The following is a 22288-nucleotide window of genomic DNA, read 5'->3' as shown; positions in this document are numbered from 1 at the left end:
TCTCCTTTCTGAATTTTTATTTTTAAATTTCCATTCTCCACTTTTATGCTATGACTTCATTTCCCTCCCAAAACCAAAACCAGGTTGTGATTCGCCCGTTTCAGTATCGCGACATCGAGGTGATGGAACAACTGTGCGCGGAAACAGCCGAAGAGCCAGAAAACCGCAAGGGCGGAAGCGGCGACGTGGTACTAGGTAGAAAGTTGCAGCAGATTCGCCGCTGGTACGGACTGCTAAAGATTTTTAGCTTGTTTCCCAACCCTTGTCAGTCCCTGTTCCGTGCCCATGTTGCCGAAGAAGAGGGGAGCGTTAAGGGCATAATTCAGATTTCTCCTTTCAACCGGACCCGCAGCACTTGGCGGATCGATCGCATAGGAGTAGACCCGGAAGCCCGCAGCAAAGGAATTGGTTCCATGCTGCTGCGGTACTGCTTTGAGGCAGTCTGGGAGGCGCGGACGTGGCTGTTGGAAGTGAATGTCGGCGACAAAACTTCCTTGGCTTTATATCGGCAAAACGGGTTTCAGCCTTTGGCCCAGATGACTTACTGGACGATCGCCCCAGAACGCCTGCAAGAAATGGCCAACTCGACCCCAGATTTGCCCAACCTGCTGCCCGTCAGCAACGCAGACGCTCAGTTGCTCTACCAACTGGATACCGCGTCTATGCCGCCGCTGGTGCGCCAAGTATTCGACCGGCACATTCAAGATTTCAAAACCAGTTTTTTCGGCGCTTTAGTCGAAGGTGTCAGACAGTGGCTGGGCAAAACCGAGGTAGTCAGCGGCTACGTGTTTGAACCGCAGCGCAAAGCCGCGATCGGCTATTTTCAGGTGCAGCTATCCCGCAACGGCCAGCAACCGCACGTCGCCCAGTTGACTGTACACCCGGCCTACACTTGGCTGTACCCAGAACTGCTGTCCCAGATGGCGCGGCTCGTTCAAGATTTCCCGGTTCAAAGCCTGCAACTGGCTTCCGCTGACTATCAGCCGGAACGGGAAGCTTATTTAGAGCAATTTGGAGCAGTGCGCGTGGAACACAGTTTGCTGATGTCTCGATCGGTGTGGCACAAATTGCGCGAGTCCAAGTTGGTCTCTCTCGAAGGACTCCAGCTATCAGAAATGCTGCAAAGCTTCCAGCCAACTCGCAAACCCGTACCGGGCAGGATGTCCTGGCTCGGTCCGATCGCTGGGGAAGCTGCTGCCGGGCCCGCATCCTCGGAGATCAAACCGCTCTTGACTGACTCAGGAAACAGCCAAACGAATCAAGTTAACCCCTTGAACTTCCCGAATTCCGAATCAGCAGCAACCGATGGCAGCATTTTGCCTTTAAATTTGCCGGAGTTGCCTCTAGACGGTGGCTGGCCCGGAGAACTCAATTCTTAATAAGTGAAAGCAGAAGGTAAAAGGTAGAAGACCGAAAAAAAGAGAATTAATTATTCAAAAAGTTCCCTTTTTTCGGTCATAATCCCAAAATATTCCTTCTGCTTTTAATTAATATCAACTTAAGATTACCTATCTTATTCTTGCTTTCTTCTTTTTTCCCTTCGCCTACTTCTCGTCTTCGCGGTTCGCAAAAAAAAATACTCGGGTAATAAAAAAAGTAAATCTTAGATCTAAAATCTAAAATCTAAAATCTAAAACCTAAAATTGATTGATTGATAATGTCCAACGATAAATTATGGATTTCAGCACTGGGATTAGATATCGGCCTCAAACGAGTCGGCATCGCTGGCTGTGACGGCACGGGTTTAATAGCTACGGGCATTACAACACTTGTACGATCGTCCTTCGATCGAGACGTAGCTTATCTCCGAGAAATCGTGCGAGAGCGGAGAGTTCAAATTTTGGTTGCAGGCTTGCCCTACTCCCTGAGCGGAGAATTAGGTGCTCAAGCCCGACAAGTGCAGAAATATGCTACTCGCATCGCCGCAGCCTTAGAGATCCCCCTAGAATACGTGGACGAGCGCCTGACTTCGGTTGAGGCAGAGGAATTGATGAAAACACAAGGGATTTCGCTGTCGCAAAATAAGGGTGCGATCGATCGCAAAGCAGCGGCCCTGATTTTGCAGCAGTGGCTAGACGAGCGGAGGCAAAATATCTCCGCCCTTCCCAATCCTTGATAGCTTGTAACAGAGGCGTGATATCCTGGTTGTGCAAGTTTGCTACGCACACCTGTAACCCTTGACAAACTGGAGAAAATTCTGGTGTACCCTCGGTACTGAAGCAGCACAAAATCGTGATTTGTCCTCAGTGTCGCATGCTGACTCGACTGAGATTTAAACGCTGCACTCCTCGCCTGTGGAAAAGGCTGCGAGTCTCGCGGTTTAAGCCTGTGGGCTGGCGATCGCCCACTTAGCCAGAATATCGCCACGAAAATTCCCAATTGTCAAGCAAACATTAGTGAATTATTGACGGAAAATAAGATACACGCGATGTCCTCATCCCCATACCGCAAAAAAGAGAATGGCAATTCCAACGAAGAGTCCGTCACCCTGACGGATGAAGTTGGGCGATCGCTGACTTGCAACATAGAATATTCTATGAATCTAGAAGGTCAAGAATACGCTTTGCTGCTTCCGATTGACTCACCCGTAGAAATTTTTACCTGGCAGGGAGACGATACTGACGAAGCAGCAATTCCTGTAGAAGACGAGACCGAAATCGACAAAATTTTTGATACAGCTAAAGTTGTCCTGCAAGAGCAGAACTTGACCCTCCGACGCACGGCGGTGACGCTGACTGTGGTTGGCGAATTGCCCGAATTTCCCGAAGAGGATATGGCATCCGATGTCGATCCAGATGAGGAGTCGGAGTTCGAGGAGCTGATGTGGCTGACCAGCTTCTACCACGAAGAACAGGAATATGCCATTTATACGCCTTTAGACCCCTTCTTTATCTTGGCTAGAATGAATGACGACGGCAAGCCCGAATTGCTTTCGGAAGAAGAGTTCCAAAGGCTGGAACCGATGTTACCTATGCTGGAAGACCAGTTCTTTGACGAGCTTGATTAGATATTAATTGCAGGCACAAGGCCTGATGGCAAAAAGCAGAATTTTTTACTATTTTATAAAAAAGTAAACTGCTCGCCCGATCGAACTTTTTCGAGATGGCCGCTTCTGCCTTCGCGATCGGGCTTTTGAATTGGGCCGTGTGAATTGGGTCTTTTAAAGGGCTTGTATTCGTAACTTTTCGGTCATCAATCGCAGGTCATCAGTCATTAGTCGCTAGTTAACCGCCGCTTATCCAAGACAACGGACTATGAATAAAGAACAAATGACAAAAGGCAGCTCGCGCGAGAGCCGAAAAGGTACTCCGCAAGTCTCTAAATGGTTGTTTTATCTGGCGTTGCTGCCGGCAATCTGGGGGGTTTGCGCTTGGCAGGGCTGGGCTTGGTGGAGCTGGGCTTCCGCGCCGCCTAAAATAGCTGAATCGTCAACTTCCCCTCCAGAGGATGCTGCTGTTTTGATCCAAATCCCGGATGGTACTCCCAGTCAAAAAATCGGCCGGGATTTAGAGGCCGCGGGGTTGATTCGATCGAGCTCGGCATGGAATATGTGGGCTCGCTGGCTGACTCTGCAAAACCGCGAGGGAGGTTTTCAAGCAGGAACTTACCGACTGTCGCCGACTCAGCCTCTGAGTGCAGTTGCTGACAAAATTTGGAAGGGCGAAGTCGTACAGCAGAGTTTCACGATTCCAGAAGGGTGGTCGCTGCAACAAATGAGCGCTTATTTTGAAGCGCAAGGTTTTTTCCCGGCTAAGGATTTTATGGCGGTGGCGAGTCAAGTTCCCTATGCTCAGTACCCTTGGCTGCCGAGCGGCCTGCCTCACTTGGAAGGGTTTTTGTACCCGGATACTTATCAGCTAGACGGCGATGCAATTAGCCCGGAAGCTGTCATTAAGCAAATGCTCGGTCGCTTCGAGGAGTTGGCTTTGCCGATATATCAAAAAAATCAGAAGAAAACTAAGCTGGATTTGAAAGAGTGGGTGACGCTGGCGAGTATTGTGGAAAAAGAGGCTGTGGTTGCGGGCGAGCGCAATCGTATTTCTGGGGTATTCAACAACCGTCTGAATAAGGGTATGCCCTTGGGTTCTGACCCGACGGTTGAATACGCCCTCGGCATTAGGCAAACGAAGGAAAAGCCTTTGACTTTCAAGCAGGTGGAAACCCCTTCTCCTTACAATACTTATATCAATGTAGGGCTGCCGCCAACTCCGATCGCATCTCCGGGAATAGCAAGTCTGGAAGCGACTCTGACTCCAGAAAATACAGAATACCTGTATTTTATGGCTCGATATGACGGCACTCACATTTTTAGCCGCACGCAGGCGGAACACGATGCTGCGATTGCTAAAGTTGACCAGCAGTTGCGATCGACTCAATAGATAGGCAATGACTAATACAAAAGTAAAAAGTCAAAAGTCACAAAGCAAAAGCAATAATTATTCACTTTTGATTTTTTACTTTTTTAATCTTTAACTTCCAATTTCTTATTTCTCAATCTAAAACCTAAAATCTAAAATCATTATGACTTGGGGTAAAATACTACAGCCTGACTTAGTTCTCGGCGATTCAGTCATGAAGTTAACGGCTGATATTCTTCAGGAATTTAATATTAAAGGATTAGTTTTGGATGTGGACGAAACTCTTGTTCCCATCACTGCAATGAATGCTTCTCCTGAACTCACCCTGTGGGTGGAAGAAATAAAACCAGTAGTATCGCTATGGTTGGCGAGCAATAATTTAAGTCAGACTCGGATCGGTCGGATTGCGGAGTCTTTGAATCTACCATACATCACGGGTGCAGCTAAGCCGTCCCGCCGCAAGTTGCGAAAGGCTATTAATGCAATGAATTTGCCGGTGGAACAAGTGGCGATGGTGGGCGATCGACTTTTTACTGATGTTTTGGCAGGCAATCGTTTGGGTATGTTTACTATTTTAGTGGAACCAATGGTTGATGCTGGGTATGCGCTTCGCAAGTATCCGGTGCGCTCTTTTGAAGTTTGGGTTTCTCAAGCTTTGGGGGCTTCTCTTGATAGCAGGAATTAGAAAGATTTAAATGACTCAAACTATTGTTGTTAAAATAGGAACTTCGACGCTAACTCGATCGACTACGGGAAACTTAGCTCTTTCAACTATTGCTGCATTGGTCGAAATTTTAGCTGATTTGCGGCAGCAAGGCCATCGAGTAGTTTTGGTTTCTTCGGGTGCGGTTGGAGTGGGCTGCGCGCGCTTGGGTTTGACGGAACGCCCGCGAAACATGGCTTTGAAACAGGCTGTGGCGGCTGTGGGCCAAGGGCGGCTGATGCGGGTGTACGATGATTTGTTTACTACTCTGCAACAGCCGATCGCTCAAGTATTGCTCACCAGGGGCGATTTAGTGCAGCGTAACGGTTATGTTAACGCTTGCAATACTTTTGGGCAACTGCTCAGGTTGGGCGTGATTCCGATCGTCAATGAAAACGATACAGTAGCGGTAGACGAACTCAAATTTGGCGATAACGATACGCTTTCGGCGCTAGTAGCGAGTTTGGTAGAAGCAGATTGGTTGTTTGTACTCACAGATGTCGATCGGCTGTATTCCGCCGATCCGCGCAGCAATCCCGACGCGCAGCCGATCGCCCTAGTTCAAAGTATGGCACAGCTCACAGAATTTCAGGTGCAAACAGGAGATTCCCGCAGCGGTTGGGGAACCGGCGGAATGGTGACAAAAATTGAAGCCGCGAGAATAGCAACTGCATCGGGAGTGCGGACTGTCATCACTGACGGCTGCTTTCCTGGTAATATCGAGAAAATACTCAAGGGAGAGTCGATCGGCACTCAATTTGAGCCTCAACCGCGCCCTGTAAACGCTCGCAAACACTGGATAGCTAACGTGCTAATTCCCGCAGGGAAACTATATTTAGACGCGGGTGCTGTCAAGGCAATTTCCCAGGGCGGAAAATCGCTTTTAGCTGCGGGTATTGCTCAAGTAGAAGGAGAATTTCAAGCTGATGATTCCGTACAGTTGTGCGACACAACAGGCAAACAAATTGCTAGAGGACTTGTGAATTATAGCAGTTTAGAATTGAGACAAATCCAGGGCTGCAAGTCCGATAAAATTGCTGAGATTTTAGGCTATGCAGGCGTAGAAACGGCGGTACACCGAGATAATTTAGTGATTGTTTAAACTAACAAATATCGAGACAGTCGATCGCGCAATGAGCGAAGGCAGAAATTGAAGATATTTGCAGCACAGTCTTGCAAGAATTTGTTTGGCTGTGTCTGAACAGCTCGTTCATCGCTTCTGTAAACAGTTCAAATAAATTTTGGGCTAATTCTAAAGCTGCTTGGTATTCCGCATCTGTAAGTTTGATTTCTGCTAAAATTTGCAACATCTCTGGCGTGTTTAAAAGGTGATAATTTTCTAAACCCCCATAATATCCTCCAAAATCAACAGATTCTTTTTGGTTAATTTGCTGTAATTCCACTACCACTGCTAGCGCCGCCTCAAAAAAAACTTGGGCAGTTCCTTCGAGGACTTCCACTAACACCAGCTTCTGAATAAAAGAAGCTTTCCAAGCGTACCGTTCTATCACTGAACAAAGCGCTCGAGTTTTTTTAGTTTCTTCACCCCAAAGCAGTCTGAAATCGCCGTAACTCATTAATTGGTTTAAGCCCAGTTCCTCTAGATATTCTAGATAGTCATGCCAATAATAGTTTTTTTTATAAGTATATTTATTAATGAGTTCCTGAACTTTGTTATTACTAGAAGATTCTCGCAGCACATATTTATTTAAATCGCTCAATCCCACAGCCAAAGGAGCGAGTACAGGTGCAAAAATTAATCTTTGATTCGCGTGAATGTGTTTGTTGGCTAGAAAGTCAAACAAGGGCGATTTTGCAAACTCTTGCTTTTTGGATTCAATGAATGCTACAATGCCTTTCATACTTTTTTCGCTTGAATGGTTGCTGTGAAGATCATCTTCATATCTCCGTTAATTATCTATATTTTCGAGCCTAAAGAATTGTGTTTATTATCATATATATTGGTATTTAAGATCATAGGTAAGAGTGTTGGCAGTCACAGGAAACAGTGACTTGTATCATATTGTGCCCGAAGTTCGAGCATCTTGTTGCCTAGAGATAAAATGTTCTAATTTTAGATTGCATATTTCAGGCGTTGCTCAAAGCCACCCCACAAGAGTTTGATTATTTACCGATAATTTAAAGGATGATTAACTTATATGGGCAAGTGAGGGTCCTGTTCGTACTGCTAAAAAATGCCTTTTACAAAATCGCGGTGATCCATGCAAATCAGTCCTAGACGCATAGAAGTCTCGAAACCAGGTTTCTTCGGAGATTCATCGTTACTCAATAAAAAATTTTCTGAGACACCCGGTTTCTTTAACCCTCGCTTTTATTGCTTGTTCCCTCTTTTCTCTTCCCTCTTCTTATTCCTTATTCCTTCTTCCGGCAGCCATAACTCTCCAAATGACAATTTCCAATTCTCAGAATTGCCTTTAGGTGCGTTCTGAGTTACTCTATCTTTTGGATCAGTTAACACAATTATAGGAGTTAATCTTGGAACGGACTTTTTTAGCGATTAAGCCCGACGGCGTACAGCGCGGACTCGTCGGCGAAATTATCGGTCGTTTTGAAGCCAAGGGCTTTAAGTTAGTTGGCATGAAGCTGATGACGGCGAGTCGCGAACTAGCGGAACAACATTATGATGTTCACAAAGAAAAACCCTTCTTTGCTGGATTGGTAAACTTTATCACTTCAGGCCCTGTAGTGGCGATGGTGTGGGAAGGTGACGGCGTTGTGGCGTCGGCGAGAAAAATCATTGGCGCCACAAATCCTCTGAATGCAGAACCAGCGACAATTCGGGGAGATTTTGCCGTCAATGTCGGCCGTAATCTCATTCACGGTTCTGATGCTGTCGAGACTGCCCGTGCTGAAATTAGCCTTTGGTTCAAGGAAGAAGAATTGAGTGCTTGGACACCTTGTTTAACTCCTTGGATTGTGGAATAGTTTTGATATTCTCCCGGTGGTTAATCGGGAGATATAGCCTTTCTCAGACAGAGGAAATATCATGCTTCTGACTCACTCATAACCGTAAAATATAGAATAGTTTGAGATTTTTACTCGTTACCAAGAGCTTCGCGGTAACGAGAAAAAAAAATGTTAGTTGGAACTTAAAAACTCCAAATAATTATTAGTCAATTCGTTGACTGCTAATTCGTAAAACTGCTGACCTTGTTCGGGGGTTGCCAATGCCGGATTTGAACCCATTCTTCCGTCGGGAAATCGGCGTCGGAAGTCAGCAGCACCGTAAATTTTGTGCCCGGAAGCAACTTCTTCCGAAAGCGGAGCTTGCTTGATTGCTTCTGGATAAAGGTACTGGGTTAAGGCGATTTCGCTGGGGGTGGCGTGAGAACCTTCTTGGTTTCCGTATAATTCTTTTGCTAGTTTGTAGACTGAGCCGCACATGAACCAGTTGCCGATTTGACACTGGATTTTATCGGCATTTGGTAGATTCAAGTCCGACAAATGCGCGTAACTCTCGGAAAATGCTGCTTTCATGGTGGCAATGTTGCCGCCGTGACCGTTAATGAAGAAATATTTCTCAAATCCAGCTTTTGCTAAAGATGTGATATAATCCCTGATTACCAATATCAGAGTCTGCGGTCGCAGGCTGATTGTGCCGGGAAAGCTGGTGTGGTGCAGGGCCATGCCGACATTAATTGTCGGGCCGATTAAGGCATTGGCAGCTTCGCCGACACCGCGGGCGATCGCCTTGGCTGCAATGGCGTCAGTCCCGATCAAGCCGGTGGGCCCGTGCTGTTCGGTGGAGCCGATGGGGATAATTATGCCTCGGGAGCTTTCTAGATAAGCTTCTACCTCGGACCACGTACTCAAATGCAGCAACATGATAGGCAGTCTACAAAATTTTTACTTGCTATCGTCGATCGTAGCCGGCACGGGAAGAAAAAGGAATTTAGACCAACTTATTATTGTATTCTTAAAAAAAGCCCTACAGCCCCATTCCACCTTTACCGTTATATTACTTAACGTTAATAATTTAACCACTTGATGGCCAAAACTTTACCTTTTAATAACCTTTTAAGAGTAGTATAACAAGCATATCCCTCTAGATTGGGTGTTACGTGGTCAATTAACAGCGGGCAATGTTTTATGAAATTAACACCGACCCCGAAAAATGACCAGACTTCTGTGGCCTGGACGCAGGCAGACAGCGCGGTTCCGACAACTGCTCTACGGCTGTATTCCTTACACGAGCAAGTAGCAAAGGTCGAGCGCGTGTCTGTGGGATGGACTGGCGAAAGATTCTAAGCGATCCTCTTCGAGGGCTTCGCTAACGAACAAATGGCGATCGTACAAGCGATCGCAGCGCGAGAGTACCTCAGCTACTGAAGAAGGTACCTCGCGGTAGCCACATACAAACATCACTCCCACTGATATTTATGTCTTCTGCTGAATTAAGCGAAAGTCCTTCAAGGTTGGCTGTTGGACAAGCCGGCCGTATCTTGTTATTGGAAGGTGAAGATCTGTTGCGGGAAATGCTAGCTTTAGCCCTTAAAGAACAGGGCTATGAGGTGGTGGTTACTAGCGACGGGCGCAACGCTCTGCCTTCTATACAGGCTTCTTCGTCATATCACGGTGAATTGGCCTTTAACCTGTTAATTATGGATTCAATTAACGGTTTAGATCTGTGTCGAATGTTACGGCATCAAGGAAATCCCGTCCCTATTTTGATTATCGGTGCTAGAGGAAGTGCCAACAATTGCGCTTTTTACCTCGAAGCCGGCTCGGATGATTATCTGACCAAGCCTTTTGGAATGCGGGAGTTTATCGCTCGCTGTCGAGCGCTGATGCGGCGCCAGCGCCTCGGTCGCTTACCGGAACCGAGGATGCTGCAATATAAGAGCATAACTCTATATCCTGAAGAGTGCCGCGTGTTGGTTCGTGGTCTGGAAGTGAAATTTTCTCCTAAACAGTTTCGCTTACTAGAACTATTTATGAGTTATCCCCGGCGAGTTTGGTCTCGCGATCAGTTGCTGGAAAAAATTTGGGGTCAAGATTTTATCGGAGACAGCAAAACAGTTGACGTTCACATCCGTTGGCTGCGCGAAAAGTTGGAATTAGACCCGGGTCAACCGGAATATATCATTACGGTACGTGGTTTCGGCTATCGATTTGGTTGAATTTTTAAATCAGTTATAGGGTTGGAAGTTGCAGCCGAATTGACGTAAGGACACAAAATTTTTGTGTCCTTATTTGTCTATGCAGAGTGTGCAATACACTAGCTTGGAGGTGCAGCCAGTAGACTTATTGTAGCGACCGTTGCCGTTATCTTTTAGCCTGGGCGATCGGTATAAATCAAAACTCCCCTGTCCACTGCCAACAATAAAGTTTCGAGCAATCTCCTGCAACCGCAACAGCCGCCACCATATCTGAACTGGGAATTAATTCTATTAAAGACCATCTCGATGCTTCTTCGGGGTTGTCTTCAACATTTAACAGCGCGGCAGGTTCTCCTGGAGCAAGGGTGACATCAAACTGATTCAGGGGAATAGAAAGTCCTTTACCGACTGCTTTGATATAGGCTTCTTTGCGAGTCCAACAGGTGAAAAAAGCTTTGGGTTGGAGATGTTCTGGGAGCGAACGCAACACAGAATTTTCTAAGGGGGAAAAAAACTTTTCAGCAATTTCCAGGCCAGGAAAGTTGGGATTTATGCTTTCAATGTCGACACCAATATCTCGATTTTTGGTAATCGCAATTAGAGCCATGTTTCCTGAGTGAGACAAATTGAAACTGAGGGTATTTCCACCTTGGGCGGCGATGAGAGAGGGTTTGCCGTAGGGATTGTAGTCAAAGCGCAAAATGTGAGAATTTATGTTAAGATAGCGACTGAGAATTTCTCTGAGCGCGCCACGACTCACAATAAATTGCGATCGACCTTTGGGAAAGTGAAAACCATTGGCTTTTGTCCGCTCGTCTGGTGAGAGAGTCTCTTGTAAACTCTGTAAGCAAGATTCTGTTTGAGCTAGAGAGACGCGCCAAACATGAATTTCGCCCAGATCCAATGTCAAGTCTTGCGGTGGAGAATTCCACGAATCAAAAGCAGTAATCATGTATTTATCTTCTTTTCTGAGTCACCTCATCCAGCATTCCCAGAAACAGGCAAGATGCCTGTTCTACTTTTAGAAACAGGCAAGATGCCTGTTATACAACAGATGAATTTCAATCGCAAGAATTAATAAATCCAGCTTTGTACAACTTTTCCCGCTAATTGCTGTCCCAACCAAGGCGTATTTACCGATCGCGACTTCAGACTTAGCCCGTCAACATTCCAACTCATTTCCGGGTCGAACAAAATCAGCTCAGCAGAGACTCCAGTGGCAACCGTGGCGGGGGCTTGTCCGAGACAAACGGCAGGGCCTGCGCTCAAAACTCGCCACAGTTCTAAAGCCGAAAATTCGCCCGTTTTTACCAGTCCGTGCCACAGTAAAGGCAAAGCTAATTCCAAGCCGATCGCCCCGGGCGGACTATCAGCAAAAGCCACAGTTTTCTCCTCATAAGTATGCGGGTTGTGGTCGATCGCGATCGCGTCAATTACGCCATCTTTCACAGCTTGAATCAGCGCTAATTGGTCGCTGAGATTGCCCAACGGCGGTTCTAGGCGTAAATTCGGATCGTAGGGCAACGAAGCAGTCAGAGCATTTTTCCCGCCGGAATCTTTAGAGTTTCCTGAAATTGCCCCGACATTCAACAGCAAGTGCATCCAAGTCACACTCGCAGTCACCGGCAAACCCCGCGCCTTGGCATCTCGAATCAATTCCACGCTGCGGGCTGTAGAAACGCGCATGATGTGTACCGGAGTGCCCGCAGATGCCACCAACTCCAGAATTACCGCCAAAGCCGAAGTTTCCGCACTCGCCGGAATTCCTGGTAAACCCAAGCGCACCGACAGCGCACCCTCTCTCACCGCGCCCTTTCCTGCCAAAGTTCGATCGCACGGCCACAAAGCAGCAGACTTGCCCAAAGGCTTGATATACTCCAGCAAACGCCTCACCAGAGCCGGATTAGACAGCGGCAAACCGTCCGCAAAACCCACCACCGCAGAGGAGGCCAGCTCGCCCAACTCCGCCATCTGCTGCCCTTTAACGCCCGCTGTCAGCGCGCCCCAAAAATACAAGCGGGGCAGCCCGGGCGGCAAATTGCGGATATGTTGCTGCAACAAAGCTAAACCGGCCAAATTGTCAACAGGCGGCGAGGTATCAGGCAAAATCGCCACTCGCGTAAAACCCCCAGCCGCTGCAGCCTGCATCAAAGATTCGAGCGTTTCCCGATCCTCAAAACCCGGTTCTCCGCTGTGACTGTACATATCACTTAACCCCGGCCCCAAAATCAGTCCCTGGCAATCCCGCACTTCCGTGTCAGCGGGAAACTCAGCAATTTTTTCTTCGACTGCTTTGATATCACCTTCAGCAATCAGAATATCAGCGATGCGATCGCTCCCTGAAACTGGATCTAGCACTCGTACATTTTGTAGCAGTTCGCGGCTCATATAGCAGAAGGAAGAAGGAAGTTCGGCAACGGATTATGTAACGGATGTAACGGATGTAACGGCTGTCAGGAAGAAGGAAGAAACAATCCACCGCATTAGTTTCAGGAATTAAGAACTTCCTAAGCGTCGGGCGCGGTTGTTATCAAAATTCAAACATTTTTCAGGCGGGCGAAGCGTAGCGGAGGGCGTTCCTTCCGCTACGGGTTCGCGCTCAGCAGTTTACTAATTACAGTGCTCCGGCTGCTGTTTTGTCAAAAACTCCGCCGCTCAAATGAGTTGTGACATTCATCGCTTGTAATACCGGCAAACCATCGGGACCGTGGGGATAATCAATCACGCTAACGGCTCCGTTTCCTTGTTTGAATTTCCAGAAATGTTCGGGTTCCAAACCGAATAGGTGGCAGAGAATGGCTTTGTTAATGGCGTCGTGAGCAACGACAATCCCAGTACCAGAAACAGATTGTACTATTTCTCGCCAAGCTGCGATCGCTCTGTGCCAAACTTGCTGCAAATTTTCTCCTTCGGGCATTTGGACTTTTTCAGGAGATGTTTTCCATTCTTCAAGCAAACCCGGATAGGATTCTTCGATTTCTGATTCAAACTTTCCTTCCCAAAGTCCGTGGCTGATTTCCCTCAACTCGTCGCGGAGTTCTAGTTGCAAACCGCCGTGATATTTGAGAATAATTTCCGCAGTTTCTTTCGGACGCAGCATCGAACTGCTGATCGCAAAATCCAATTTTACATCCTTGAGAAATTCTGCTGCCCGCCGGGATTGTTCGCGGCCGTTATCGTTGAGAGGCACGTCAATTTGCCCTTGAAATTTACCTGCTTTATTCCAGTCTGTTTCGCCGTGACGCACCAACAACAATCGCGGGCCTTGGTGTCCGTCCCTCGGTTTGGGAAAAATTTCCCCGGTATGGGAAGTTAAATTTACCGACTCTAATTGAATTGCAACTTTCTTTTTTTGCTCTCCGGGTTTGTCGTTGGTAACAGGGGAAGGGCCAAAATTAATGACACTAATTCCGCAATTTGACTGTTGAATTGATTGATAGTAATCCGGGGTAATTTCCGAGGCGGTGGCGATGAGAGCGCGGTTGATTCCGTTGTGACCTACTACTAGAATTGTACCGTCTTGGTGGCGCGATAAAAGTTCTTGCCAAAAGTGTCGGGCGTTAGCAAAAATTGCCAATACGGGAAAGTGTTCGATTTCTCCGTCAGCAGATGGCAGTTTCATGGAAAATTTGTCGGGCTGTTTTTGCCACTGCTGATATGCTTCGGGGAACTTGTCGATCGCATCTTGGCGCAACATTCCTTCCCACAAAGGCAAATCGATTTCCATCAAATTATCAGTTGGCTGGAGTTGTGGCGGATTTGTCAAGCGCGACAGGATGATTTCTGCTGTTTCTTTGGCTCGTTGCAGAGGGCTGGTATAGGCGGTATCAAAGGCGATACTGCTGAGTGTGTCACCTACTTGCAGGGCGGTGTTGCGACCTGCTTCTGTCAAAATTGATTTATCGAGGCGGCCTTGGATGCGGCGTTCTTGATTGTAGGTGCTTTTGCCGTGACGGACTAAGATAATGCGAGTCATTCGATTTTAGATTTTAGATTTTAGATTTTAGATTTAGCCTGCTACCCGGCTGCGGGTGCGCTGTGCACACCTTACCCATACATGGCGGAGCGAGGATTTGTGGCGTAAGTCTTGTTGAGGCGAGTCAAAAAGATGAGCCAGTGAAATTTTACCAGTTGTCGGGATACTCTCGTCTGCAACGACCTATGATTAAAGACGGAAAAGATTTAGCCACAGATTCGCGCGGGACGGAAAAGCAGGAATGACACTGAAGCGGGTTATTTTAGGTATTTTAACGGCGATCGCGATCGCCCTGGTCGGTTTATCTTTACTTGCTAGTTGGAATCAGCCGCAAATTCAAAGCCGGCTCGAACTCTACCAGACAAATTTGCTGCTGCACGCCTCGGAGTGGCAGGGAGAAAATAATCAGAGTGTTAATTTAAGTTCGGCGCGCAACAATATTGTCGGTGCAGATCCTTTAAGTACGGCTTTGACGCAATATCAAGAAGCGCGAGACTCGACTCGCAAAACTCTCGAAACAACTCAATCACAATTTAAAGGAATTCAGTCTGCCATCGCCTCCAAGTCTGCTGATAATACTCTGAATTTGGCTCAAAACAAGGCTTTGTCTGAGTCGATCGAGCAACAGTCAGCGCTGCTAAACGAACTTGACTTGCGCTTAGGAATTTTGCAGGCAAGCAGTGGCAAAACTGAGGCTGCTCTCCAAACTTGGACAAATTTAGTTGAGCGCTACAAAACTAAAATAGATGACGACTCTTCGGTGGTAACTGCTCAAGTTTTAACGGGAATTTGGAGCAATCCGGCTCAACTGCTGCCGGATGCCGAGCCGCGCATTCAAAAGTCTTTGGATGGCTGGTTTCGCTATCGTGCTCTCGCTCAACTTTACAAGCTGCAAGAACGTTCTAAAGAGGTGGCGGCGCTTCAAGCAGCAGAGCAAGCAACGGCTGAACAAGCTATAGAAAAGTTGGCAATTGTGGTTGGGGTTCCGGCGATCGCACTTTTTATTGGTACGGTTTTGCTGATTGGTTTGACCGTGCAGTGGCTGTTGCAGCGGCACCAGTTAGAGACAGCAGGTTCCGGCCCGGTGTTGGCGCGAAATGCGAGCTTGACTTGGGATGTGCCTTGGGACGGCGAGATTGTTTGGCAGGTGCTTGTGGTCGGCTTTTTCTTTGTCGGCCAAATCTTGATTCCCTATTTGTTGCTGCCTGTTTCTCTGGCTGTTTTAAAACTCAATCCTGCTACTTTTGACCCGCGCGACAAGGCTTTTTATATCTTTGCTACTTATTTGTTGCTGTCGGCTGGAGGGCTTTCGGTACTGTATTTTTCGGTCAAGTCTTTTTTGCCTTTGCCGGAAGGTTGGTTTCGGATTAATTGGCGGGGAAATTGGTTTTTGTGGGGTTTTGGCGGCTATTTTGTTGCTTTGCCTTTGGTAGTTTTGGTATCCCTGATCAATCAGCAATTTTGGCAGGGACAAGGCGGCAGTAATCCGATTTTGCCGATCGTTCTCGAAGGTAGGGACAACGTGGCTTTGGCGGTGTTTTTCGGCACTGCTGCGATCGCGGCTCCGGTTTTTGAGGAAATCGTGTTTCGAGGCTTTCTGCTGCCTTCTCTGACTCGCTATTTGCCTGTTTGGGGGGCGATCGCAGCTTCTGCTTTCTTGTTTGCTGTGGCTCACTTGAGTGTCTCTGAGATTCTGCCTTTGGCGACTTTGGGTGCGGTTTTGGGGTTTGTGTACACGCGATCGCGCAATCTCCTTGCTCCTATGCTTCTCCACAGTCTTTGGAACAGCGGTACTCTCCTGAGTCTGTTTCTTTTGGGCGGTGGCGCGAGTTAATTGGAGCGGTTGTTAATAATTGTGAATTAATCGAGTTTTTTTGAGAGTGCTCGTCAGGGCGATCGACTCTTGCCAAAAACAGCAGTAGGGTGTTCGGTGCGCCCCTGGTATCTAAGTCGGTAAAATAACCGGAATTCCTATAGGGGCGGGTTCACCCTAATCTGTAATATCAGCCACAGATCCAGATCGACGAGTCCAGCTTCCTTACTTGAGCGGAAAAACAGGGTTTAACATGGAAGTAATATCTTGTCGGCTGATGATTGAGAAACTGACCCGGGCGATCGCACCAAACGGAAGTTGACAATCCGGCTAATTTATAGCTAAATTTTAATTTAGGATGAGGCTTAAACCCATGAGCAATTTGAACAGCCGCAACTTAGAGAGAACGCCGAGTTGGATGCGTTTCGCACCCTACGCAGCCTTAGGTCTTTTAATATTTTCTTTCAATTCAGGCAGCGAACTCAATTATTTCTTGAGAGGCTATTTGGTGATTCTACAGGCTCAAGTCGGTATAGTTCTGCTGTATTTTGCGATGTCTAAGTTTCGCAAAAACCAAAATAAATGAGTAAAAATTAGTAAGCTTACTTAGGTCGATCGTTAAAGGTCGATCGCCGAGTTAAAATAAAAACTGGGGAAAGTAAAAATGGTAAAAGATAAAACCGTAGCAGTTGTGTTAGCTTTCTTTGTTGGAGGTTTCGGAGTTCACAAATTTTATTTGGGCAATAACTTAGCAGGGGTATTATACTTGCTATTTTCTTGGACATTAATTCCGTCACTGATCGCATTTTTCGATTTTATCGGCCTACTGCTGATGTCGGAACAAGCTTTTCAGGTTCAGTACAATGGCGGCACGCTGCCGTCGGGGTATGCCCTCAGAGCGGCAAAAGATGTAACAGGGGCGATCGGCGAATTGAAAAAGCTTTACGATATGGGCGCAATTACCGCCGAAGAATATGAAGAAAAACGCCAAAAATTGCTGCGAGAATTGTAATTAAGAAGGAAGAAGGAAGTTCGGCAACGGATTCTGTAACGGATGTAACGGATGTCAGGAAGAAGGAAGAAGAAAGCCCGCTATTAAAAAAGTGGGATTGAAATAAGTGTGAGATCACAGCTATTTAATTAAGGATAAAATTAACGTGTCTCAAGATTTATACTGGCTGCGTCAAACTCCAAACTGGGTGTGGTATGCTTTTATTCCCTACTTCGGCGGATTGGCGATCGCCTATGCAGGCCAAAAGTCAAATATTCGCAGTTGGATGGGATGGGGTGTTGCAATTACTTTAGCAGCACTAGCGGTATCTTCTTCAACTAATTTGGGTACGATCGTGTGGATTGCTCAAATTGTTACTGCTTTTAGTTTGAAAAAGCGCTATCTGATCAAAACCGCACCCAGAGGCATACTGGTTCCTGCAAGTGCAACAAATGCCGAAGAACTGGCAAACGTGCGCGGCAAAATAGATATTAACGAGTGTACCAAAGACGATATGGTGAGAATCTTGGGTTTGCCGATCGTCTACGCCAACGATATTGAATCTTTGCAAAACGAAGGCTACATTTTTACCCACGCCGAAGAGTTATCAGAAATAGCCGGAGTTCCCGAAAGCCACGTCAGACGCATCGCCCCGATGATTTGCTTCAGCTACAATTATCAAAAAGAATTGCAGTTTACTTGGAAACGGTTAAACATTCTTTCGCCGGAAGAGTTGATCGCCAGCGGTTTAGATCGGATTGTTGCCGAAAAAATAGTTAGAGAAAGGCAGAGAAAAGGTGCTTACAAATCAGTTGTAGAAGTTAAGCGGCGGACGGGACTGCCTTTTGATTCATACCGCCATATTTGTTAATTTGCAGTTGTTATCACGAACAGCTTATGACAACAAAATTAGAAGTTAATGGACAAAAAATGTATGATACAGATTAGCTCAGATAGAGGTAAACCAGTTTGGAAAAGTTCCGGGTTCGCGACTTCTCAAACATCAACTGGGAAAATCTGATTGCAGAAATAGAAGACGTGAGGCGAAGTGAACGCGGGAGTTGAGAGAGTAATGTGGTGGTAATTCTCCTGCACTTGCTTAAGTGGCAATTTCAACCGGATCAAAGAAGTGGTAGCATATCTAAAAATCTAAAATCTAAAATCTAAAATCTAAAATCTATTGATTTTCTGCCAGAAGAAATGATTCAACGGTAGCATGGCTAAAAAGCTCGATCGCCTCCTGGTAATTGACATTAAATGCACCTGCTGGCAAAAATCTCCTCCAGAAGGCGGACTCAGCGAAATTATCAAAAAAAGTATTTATCCTCTTGACATTTACACAAAATAATGATATTTCAGTATATTGTGAAACTCCTACTTTTCCCTAGCATCAACTCCAAGCCCGGGTAAGTTTTCAAGAATCTGTCTTAAATATCAGTGGTATCCTATCAGAATTATTATTGAAACGCAGAACGACACAATAGTAGCAGAACCGCTAACATCACACTTATGTCTGACTCTACTCCATCCCAAATCTCCCCAGAAGCTGCACCGGAAAGTGCTGCTACCGAAAACCGCAGTGCCAAAACTCGTCAACTGTTGGGCATGAAAGGGGCCGCTAGCGGGGAAACATCCATCTGGAAAATTCGCCTGCAACTGATGAAACCGATTACCTGGATTCCCTTAATTTGGGGCGTGGTGTGCGGGGCGGCGTCTTCTGGAAACTATGTTTGGAACCTAGAAAATTTCTTGATCGCAGCAGCTTGTATGTTGATGTCAGGGCCGTTGCTTGCCGGGTACACTCAAACTTTGAACGACTTTTACGATCGCGACATCGACGCCATTAACGAGCCCTACCGTCCGATTCCCTCCGGTATCATCTCGATTCCGCAAGTAGTAACGCAAATTTTGGTATTATTAGCCGCTGGCATTGGGGTGGCTTATGCTCTAGACTTGTGGGCGGGTCATGAATTCCCGATAATGACAGTTTTGACTCTCGGCGGCGCGTTTCTAGCTTACATCTACTCTGCGCCCCCGCTGAAACTCAAGCAGAATGGCTGGTTGGGAAATTATGCCCTGGGTGCTAGCTACATTGCCCTGCCTTGGTGGGCGGGTCAAGCTTTGTTTGGTACACTAGATCCCACCATTATGATATTGACCCTGTTTTACAGTTTGGCAGGGCTGGGGATTGCGATCGTCAACGATTTCAAAAGTGTTGAAGGTGATCGGCAATTAGGGTTAAAATCTTTGCCAGTGATGTTTGGCATCACCACCGCAGCTTGGATTTGCGTGTTGATGATCGACATCTTTCAAGCTGGGATTGCAGGCTACCTGATCAGCATCCACCAAAACCTTTACGCTGTCATTCTGCTCCTGCTGATAATTCCCCAAATTACTTTTCAGGATATGTACTTTTTGCGCAATCCGCTTGAAAATGATGTTAAATATCAGGCAAGTGCTCAGCCTTTTCTGGTTTTGGGTATGCTGGTAGCAGCCTTGGCACTGGGTCATGCGAGTTAAGCAGAGTTGTGAGGTTTGAGTTAAAAAATTTTGAATTCAAAAAATCTAATTCACTTCTCAAAAAAATACCAATCTCTGCAGCGTTAAGAAAAGTTTTGAATTTTGAGTGGTGAATTAAAAAGTTTTTAATTCAAAAAACCTAATTCAAGGCAGCGTGTTATTCAATAAAAAATGTCGAATTAAAAATTAAGAATTGAAGAAAGCTAGCTTTTTAAATTTTTAATTTTTAATCGGACTTGATGAGGTTTGAAGGTCTGAACGTGGCAGAATTTTTCTCAAATATCAAAGATACATTGAGCAAAGTCACTAACGCAATAAGCGGTAATTCCGATCGAGAACCGCCCAAGGCTGCGAAGGGCAATAAGCTCAACTCGCCGGAATCCGAGGCGCAATTTTATACACAGACAAGGGATGAGCGAGCCGAGTATGTGGTATCAGAAGATGCTGCACCTCCAGAAGAGTCAGAATATTTAGAGTCAGAATATTTAGAGCCAGAATACGCTCGATATCCAATAGTCAAGCGCGATTGGGAAGGATTGAAACGCTTAATTGCTTGGTTGGAAATTGAACCTCAAGTTACCAGCTTGCAAACCAAGGGAAAAGAATTGTTGCGGCCGGGATTAAGTTTGCTGGGAACTAAATCACCCCAAAAATCCGATAGTAGCGAATTTGCGGAAAATAGCGAATCGCAGAACACCCAACTGCCGATAAATACCGCACTACAGGAAAATAGCGCACCGCAGGAAAATACTAAAAAACGTGTCCCCCGCCGTCCTAGATTTTGGATAAGTTTAGGTGTTGCCAGTATAAGCGGGGGCGCTTTAATCTACTGTTTATGGATTTTGTACACCTTAGACAAAGGTTTGCCGGATGTTAACGATTTGTCAGCCTTTAACCGCGACGGAACGCTGACAATTAAAGCAGCAGATAATACGATTTTGTTGCAGTCTGGTCCGGCAACTAGAGATAAACTGAAACTTCAAGAAATTCCCGAATTGTTGGTTAAAGCTTTTATTGCCATAGAAGACCGCCGTTTTTACAAACATCGCGGGGTGGATTATCAAGGTATTGTGCGATCGATTGTTTCTAACTTGATAGAAAGAGATTTAGTGCAGGGTGGCAGTACAATTACGCAACAATTGGCTCGCGTTGTTTTTCTTAATCAGGAAAGAAGTATTAGGCGGAAAGTCCGGGAAGCTCTTTTAGCTCAAAAAATAGAGCGAGAGTTGAGTAAAGACCAAGTTTTAGAACGATATTTAAATCTAGTTTATTTGGGTTCGGATGCTTACGGTGTGGCAGATGCGGCTTGGGTTTTCTTTAGCAAAACAGTCGATAAATTAAATTTGGCAGAAATGGCAACTTTGGCGGGTTTGCCACCGGCACCGAGCGAATATTCGCCTTTGGTTAATCCGGATATGGCTAAGAAACGCCGCAATATTGTGCTGCAACAAATGCAGGAAGCGAAGGTAATTACAGAGGTTCAGGCGAAGGAGGCGATGGCGGCACCTATGGCGGTTAAACCAAGTGCGCCGAAGCGATTTAAAGTAGTCGCGCCTTATTTTGCTAGTTACATTCGGAAGGAATTGCCGCGCTATGTTTCTAAAGATGCTTTGGAAGCTGGCGGTTTGACTGTTGAGACGACGGTGGATTTGAAGTGGCAGAAAATAGCGGAACAGGTTGTTAAAAATGCGATCGAAGTTGATGGCCGCAGTCAGGGTTTTGAACAGGCGGCTTTAGTTTCTATGGACACTAAGACTGGGGAAGTTAAGGCCCTGGTGGGTGGCGGAAATTTTAAGGAAAGTCAGTTTAACCGTGCTACGCAGGCTTTGCGGCAGCCCGGATCGACGTTTAAAGGCTTGGTTTATGCAGCAGCGATGGCGGCTGGTTTTTCTCCCTATGACAGTTACGAAGACGAACCAATTATTATCGACGGCTATCAACCGAATAATTATGGCAAAAAATTTAGCGGTTGGCGATCGATCTCGGATGCTTTGACAAGTTCGGTGAATGTCGTAGCTGTGAAGGTGTTGATGGATGTGGGGTTTGAACCGGCGATAAAATTAGCCAACGATATGGGGATTAAGTCTAAATTGAGTCCGATTTATTCCCTCGCTTTGGGCTCTTCAGAGGTAAATTTGCTGGAGTTAACCAATGCTTACGGTACTTTAGCATCGCAAGGGAATTTTATTGAAGCCCACGGCATTAAGCGGGTGATTAATCAGCGGGGAAATGTGATTTATCAGGCTAATTTTAAACCGAAGCGGGTTTTGGATAAGGATAGTGCTGCGATTACTACTTGGATGTTGGAGGGCGTTGTCCAAGACGGTACGGGGGGGCCTGCTGCGTTAAACGATCGCGCTGTAGCAGGCAAAACTGGTACTTCGGAAAACGTGCGGGATTTGTGGTTTATTGGTTACATTCCGCAGGTGGTGACTGGCGTTTGGTTGGGGAATGATGACAATTATCCCACCTGGGGAACTAGCGGTACCGCTGCCTACAATTGGCGCGATTTTATGAGTCAAGCTGTCAAGGGAATGCCGGTAGAGAAGTTTCCAAAGTTGCCGCAGTTGGAGGGCCGCAAAGGCAGTATTAAGGCCAAACCGGTGCAGCCTCATAAGATTATTCGGGGGATGATTGTGAATGAGGATGGTGCGATCGTGCCTTACAATCCTAATCCTGAACCGAAGTATTACCCACCGCAAGAGCCGGCTTATCAAGAACCTGCTTATCAAGAGCCTGCTTATCAAGAGCCTGCTTATCAAGAGCCTGCTTATCAAGAACCGGGATATTAAACTATCGGTTTGGAG

General features: G+C 46.4%; 20 protein-coding genes and 1 pseudogene. 15 read left to right on the top strand and 6 right to left on the bottom strand.

The window, feature by feature from the left end; translation table 11 throughout:
* Positions 1–50: 50 nt before the first annotated feature.
* The 6 genes from QUA53_RS14835 to proB all read left to right on the top strand — a co-directional run bounded on the left by QUA53_RS14835 (position 51) and on the right by proB (position 6163).
* Entirely contained in the window at positions 51–1379 is a 1329-nt protein-coding gene (locus tag QUA53_RS14835) for a GNAT family N-acetyltransferase (protein WP_333097971.1), read from the top strand.
* A gap of 278 nt (positions 1380–1657) precedes the next feature.
* A complete protein-coding gene (ruvX, locus tag QUA53_RS14830; protein ID WP_333097972.1) occupies positions 1658–2116 on the top strand; it encodes a Holliday junction resolvase RuvX in 459 nt (152 codons plus the stop codon).
* Positions 2117–2428: 312 nt separating this feature from the next.
* Positions 2429–3007 carry a DUF3727 domain-containing protein gene (locus tag QUA53_RS14825; RefSeq protein ID WP_172188895.1) on the top strand — a complete coding sequence of 193 codons (579 nt, stop codon included), beginning with the start codon at positions 2429–2431 and terminating at the stop codon, positions 3005–3007.
* 247 nt (positions 3008–3254) lie between these two features.
* Positions 3255–4379, top strand: coding sequence for an endolytic transglycosylase MltG (gene mltG / locus QUA53_RS14820; RefSeq protein ID WP_333097974.1), 1125 nt, complete (start codon positions 3255–3257; stop codon positions 4377–4379).
* 142 nt (positions 4380–4521) lie between these two features.
* Positions 4522–5043 carry a YqeG family HAD IIIA-type phosphatase gene (locus QUA53_RS14815; RefSeq protein ID WP_333097976.1) on the top strand — a complete coding sequence of 174 codons (522 nt, stop codon included), beginning with the start codon at positions 4522–4524 and terminating at the stop codon, positions 5041–5043.
* Between the two features lie 10 nt (positions 5044–5053).
* Positions 5054–6163, top strand: a complete 1110-nt coding sequence (gene proB / locus QUA53_RS14810) for a glutamate 5-kinase (protein WP_333097978.1) — start codon at positions 5054–5056, stop codon at positions 6161–6163.
* Position 6164: 1 nt separating this feature from the next.
* Here proB and QUA53_RS14805 read toward each other — a convergent pair whose 3' ends face one another.
* The gene (locus QUA53_RS14805; RefSeq protein ID WP_333097980.1) at positions 6165–6923 is read right to left on the bottom strand and encodes a hypothetical protein; all 759 of its coding nucleotides are present in this window, start codon (positions 6921–6923) and stop codon (positions 6165–6167) included.
* A 634-nt stretch (positions 6924–7557) separates the two neighbouring features.
* Between QUA53_RS14805 and ndk the strand changes: the two genes are divergently transcribed.
* Positions 7558–8007, top strand: a complete 450-nt coding sequence (ndk, locus tag QUA53_RS14800) for a nucleoside-diphosphate kinase (RefSeq protein ID WP_333035325.1) — start codon at positions 7558–7560, stop codon at positions 8005–8007.
* 153 nt (positions 8008–8160) lie between these two features.
* Here ndk and QUA53_RS14795 read toward each other — a convergent pair whose 3' ends face one another.
* Together QUA53_RS14795 and QUA53_RS14790 are read right to left on the bottom strand one after the other, a co-directional pair.
* Positions 8161–8907, bottom strand: coding sequence for a creatininase family protein (locus tag QUA53_RS14795; RefSeq protein ID WP_333097981.1), 747 nt, complete (start codon positions 8905–8907; stop codon positions 8161–8163).
* 360 nt (positions 8908–9267) lie between these two features.
* Positions 9268–9447: a hypothetical protein gene (locus QUA53_RS14790; protein WP_333097982.1), complete on the bottom strand. Its 180-nt coding sequence runs from the start codon at positions 9445–9447 to the stop codon at positions 9268–9270.
* A gap of 14 nt (positions 9448–9461) precedes the next feature.
* Here QUA53_RS14790 and QUA53_RS14785 point away from each other — a divergent pair, with 14 nt between their 5' ends.
* A complete protein-coding gene (locus QUA53_RS14785) occupies positions 9462–10202 on the top strand; it encodes a response regulator transcription factor (protein ID WP_333097983.1) in 741 nt (246 codons plus the stop codon).
* 175 nt (positions 10203–10377) lie between these two features.
* Here the strand turns inward: QUA53_RS14785 and QUA53_RS14780 are convergent, their stop codons facing one another.
* The 3 genes from QUA53_RS14780 to QUA53_RS14770 all read right to left on the bottom strand — a co-directional run bounded on the left by QUA53_RS14780 (position 10378) and on the right by QUA53_RS14770 (position 14157).
* Positions 10378–11133: a 4'-phosphopantetheinyl transferase superfamily protein gene (locus QUA53_RS14780; protein ID WP_333097985.1), complete on the bottom strand. Its 756-nt coding sequence runs from the start codon at positions 11131–11133 to the stop codon at positions 10378–10380.
* A 122-nt stretch (positions 11134–11255) separates the two neighbouring features.
* Positions 11256–12569, bottom strand: a complete 1314-nt coding sequence (locus QUA53_RS14775; protein ID WP_333097987.1) for a dihydroorotase — start codon at positions 12567–12569, stop codon at positions 11256–11258.
* Between the two features lie 226 nt (positions 12570–12795).
* Complete coding sequence (locus QUA53_RS14770) at positions 12796–14157, bottom strand: histidine phosphatase family protein (RefSeq protein WP_333097989.1); 1362 nt, start codon at positions 14155–14157, stop codon at positions 12796–12798.
* A gap of 241 nt (positions 14158–14398) precedes the next feature.
* Here QUA53_RS14770 and QUA53_RS14765 point away from each other — a divergent pair, with 241 nt between their 5' ends.
* The 7 genes and pseudogenes from QUA53_RS14765 (at position 14399) to QUA53_RS14735 (ending at position 22273) form a co-directional block, all read left to right on the top strand.
* A complete protein-coding gene (locus QUA53_RS14765; protein ID WP_333097991.1) occupies positions 14399–15991 on the top strand; it encodes a type II CAAX endopeptidase family protein in 1593 nt (530 codons plus the stop codon).
* 352 nt (positions 15992–16343) lie between these two features.
* Positions 16344–16556 carry a hypothetical protein gene (locus QUA53_RS14760; protein WP_333097994.1) on the top strand — a complete coding sequence of 71 codons (213 nt, stop codon included), beginning with the start codon at positions 16344–16346 and terminating at the stop codon, positions 16554–16556.
* A gap of 78 nt (positions 16557–16634) precedes the next feature.
* On the top strand, positions 16635–16982 hold the full coding sequence (locus QUA53_RS14755; protein WP_333045272.1) for an NINE protein: 348 nt from the start codon (positions 16635–16637) through the stop codon (positions 16980–16982).
* Between the two features lie 145 nt (positions 16983–17127).
* Positions 17128–17832, top strand: coding sequence for a helix-hairpin-helix domain-containing protein (locus QUA53_RS14750; protein WP_333097996.1), 705 nt, complete (start codon positions 17128–17130; stop codon positions 17830–17832).
* A 92-nt stretch (positions 17833–17924) separates the two neighbouring features.
* A pseudogene (locus tag QUA53_RS29225) lies at positions 17925–18098 on the top strand (DUF29 family protein); the annotation flags it as partial.
* Between the two features lie 372 nt (positions 18099–18470).
* Positions 18471–19481, top strand: coding sequence for a chlorophyll synthase ChlG (chlG, locus tag QUA53_RS14740; RefSeq protein ID WP_333067203.1), 1011 nt, complete (start codon positions 18471–18473; stop codon positions 19479–19481).
* A 239-nt stretch (positions 19482–19720) separates the two neighbouring features.
* Complete coding sequence (locus QUA53_RS14735) at positions 19721–22273, top strand: PBP1A family penicillin-binding protein (RefSeq protein ID WP_333098001.1); 2553 nt, start codon at positions 19721–19723, stop codon at positions 22271–22273.
* The last annotated feature ends 15 nt before the right edge of the window (positions 22274–22288 follow it).

The sequence above is a fragment of the Microcoleus sp. Pol12B3 genome (assembly GCF_036701355.1).
GTDB lineage: Bacteria > Cyanobacteriota > Cyanobacteriia > Cyanobacteriales > Microcoleaceae > Microcoleus.
The sequence above is the reverse complement of the archived record's forward strand: the minus strand, read 5'-3'. Positions and strand labels throughout refer to the sequence as shown.

What these genes read in the sequence shown, in the direction of transcription:
- QUA53_RS14835 (WP_333097971.1), top strand. Translation starts at nt 51, where the DNA reads ATGACTTCATTTCCCTCCCAAAACCAAAACCAGGTTGTGATTCGCCCG.
- ruvX (WP_333097972.1), top strand. Translation starts at nt 1,658, where the DNA reads ATGTCCAACGATAAATTATGGATTTCAGCACTGGGATTAGATATCGGC.
- QUA53_RS14825 (WP_172188895.1), top strand. Translation starts at nt 2,429, where the DNA reads ATGTCCTCATCCCCATACCGCAAAAAAGAGAATGGCAATTCCAACGAA.
- mltG (WP_333097974.1), top strand. Translation starts at nt 3,255, where the DNA reads ATGAATAAAGAACAAATGACAAAAGGCAGCTCGCGCGAGAGCCGAAAA.
- QUA53_RS14815 (WP_333097976.1), top strand. Translation starts at nt 4,522, where the DNA reads ATGACTTGGGGTAAAATACTACAGCCTGACTTAGTTCTCGGCGATTCA.
- proB (WP_333097978.1), top strand. Translation starts at nt 5,054, where the DNA reads ATGACTCAAACTATTGTTGTTAAAATAGGAACTTCGACGCTAACTCGA.
- QUA53_RS14805 (WP_333097980.1), bottom strand. Translation starts at nt 6,923, where the DNA reads ATGAAAGGCATTGTAGCATTCATTGAATCCAAAAAGCAAGAGTTTGCA.
- QUA53_RS14795 (WP_333097981.1), bottom strand. Translation starts at nt 8,907, where the DNA reads ATGTTGCTGCATTTGAGTACGTGGTCCGAGGTAGAAGCTTATCTAGAA.
- QUA53_RS14785 (WP_333097983.1), top strand. Translation starts at nt 9,462, where the DNA reads ATGTCTTCTGCTGAATTAAGCGAAAGTCCTTCAAGGTTGGCTGTTGGA.
- QUA53_RS14780 (WP_333097985.1), bottom strand. Translation starts at nt 11,133, where the DNA reads ATGATTACTGCTTTTGATTCGTGGAATTCTCCACCGCAAGACTTGACA.
- QUA53_RS14775 (WP_333097987.1), bottom strand. Translation starts at nt 12,569, where the DNA reads ATGAGCCGCGAACTGCTACAAAATGTACGAGTGCTAGATCCAGTTTCA.
- QUA53_RS14770 (WP_333097989.1), bottom strand. Translation starts at nt 14,157, where the DNA reads ATGACTCGCATTATCTTAGTCCGTCACGGCAAAAGCACCTACAATCAA.
- QUA53_RS14765 (WP_333097991.1), top strand. Translation starts at nt 14,399, where the DNA reads ATGACACTGAAGCGGGTTATTTTAGGTATTTTAACGGCGATCGCGATC.
- QUA53_RS14760 (WP_333097994.1), top strand. Translation starts at nt 16,344, where the DNA reads ATGAGCAATTTGAACAGCCGCAACTTAGAGAGAACGCCGAGTTGGATG.
- QUA53_RS14755 (WP_333045272.1), top strand. Translation starts at nt 16,635, where the DNA reads ATGGTAAAAGATAAAACCGTAGCAGTTGTGTTAGCTTTCTTTGTTGGA.
- chlG (WP_333067203.1), top strand. Translation starts at nt 18,471, where the DNA reads ATGTCTGACTCTACTCCATCCCAAATCTCCCCAGAAGCTGCACCGGAA.
- QUA53_RS14735 (WP_333098001.1), top strand. Translation starts at nt 19,721, where the DNA reads ATGAGGTTTGAAGGTCTGAACGTGGCAGAATTTTTCTCAAATATCAAA.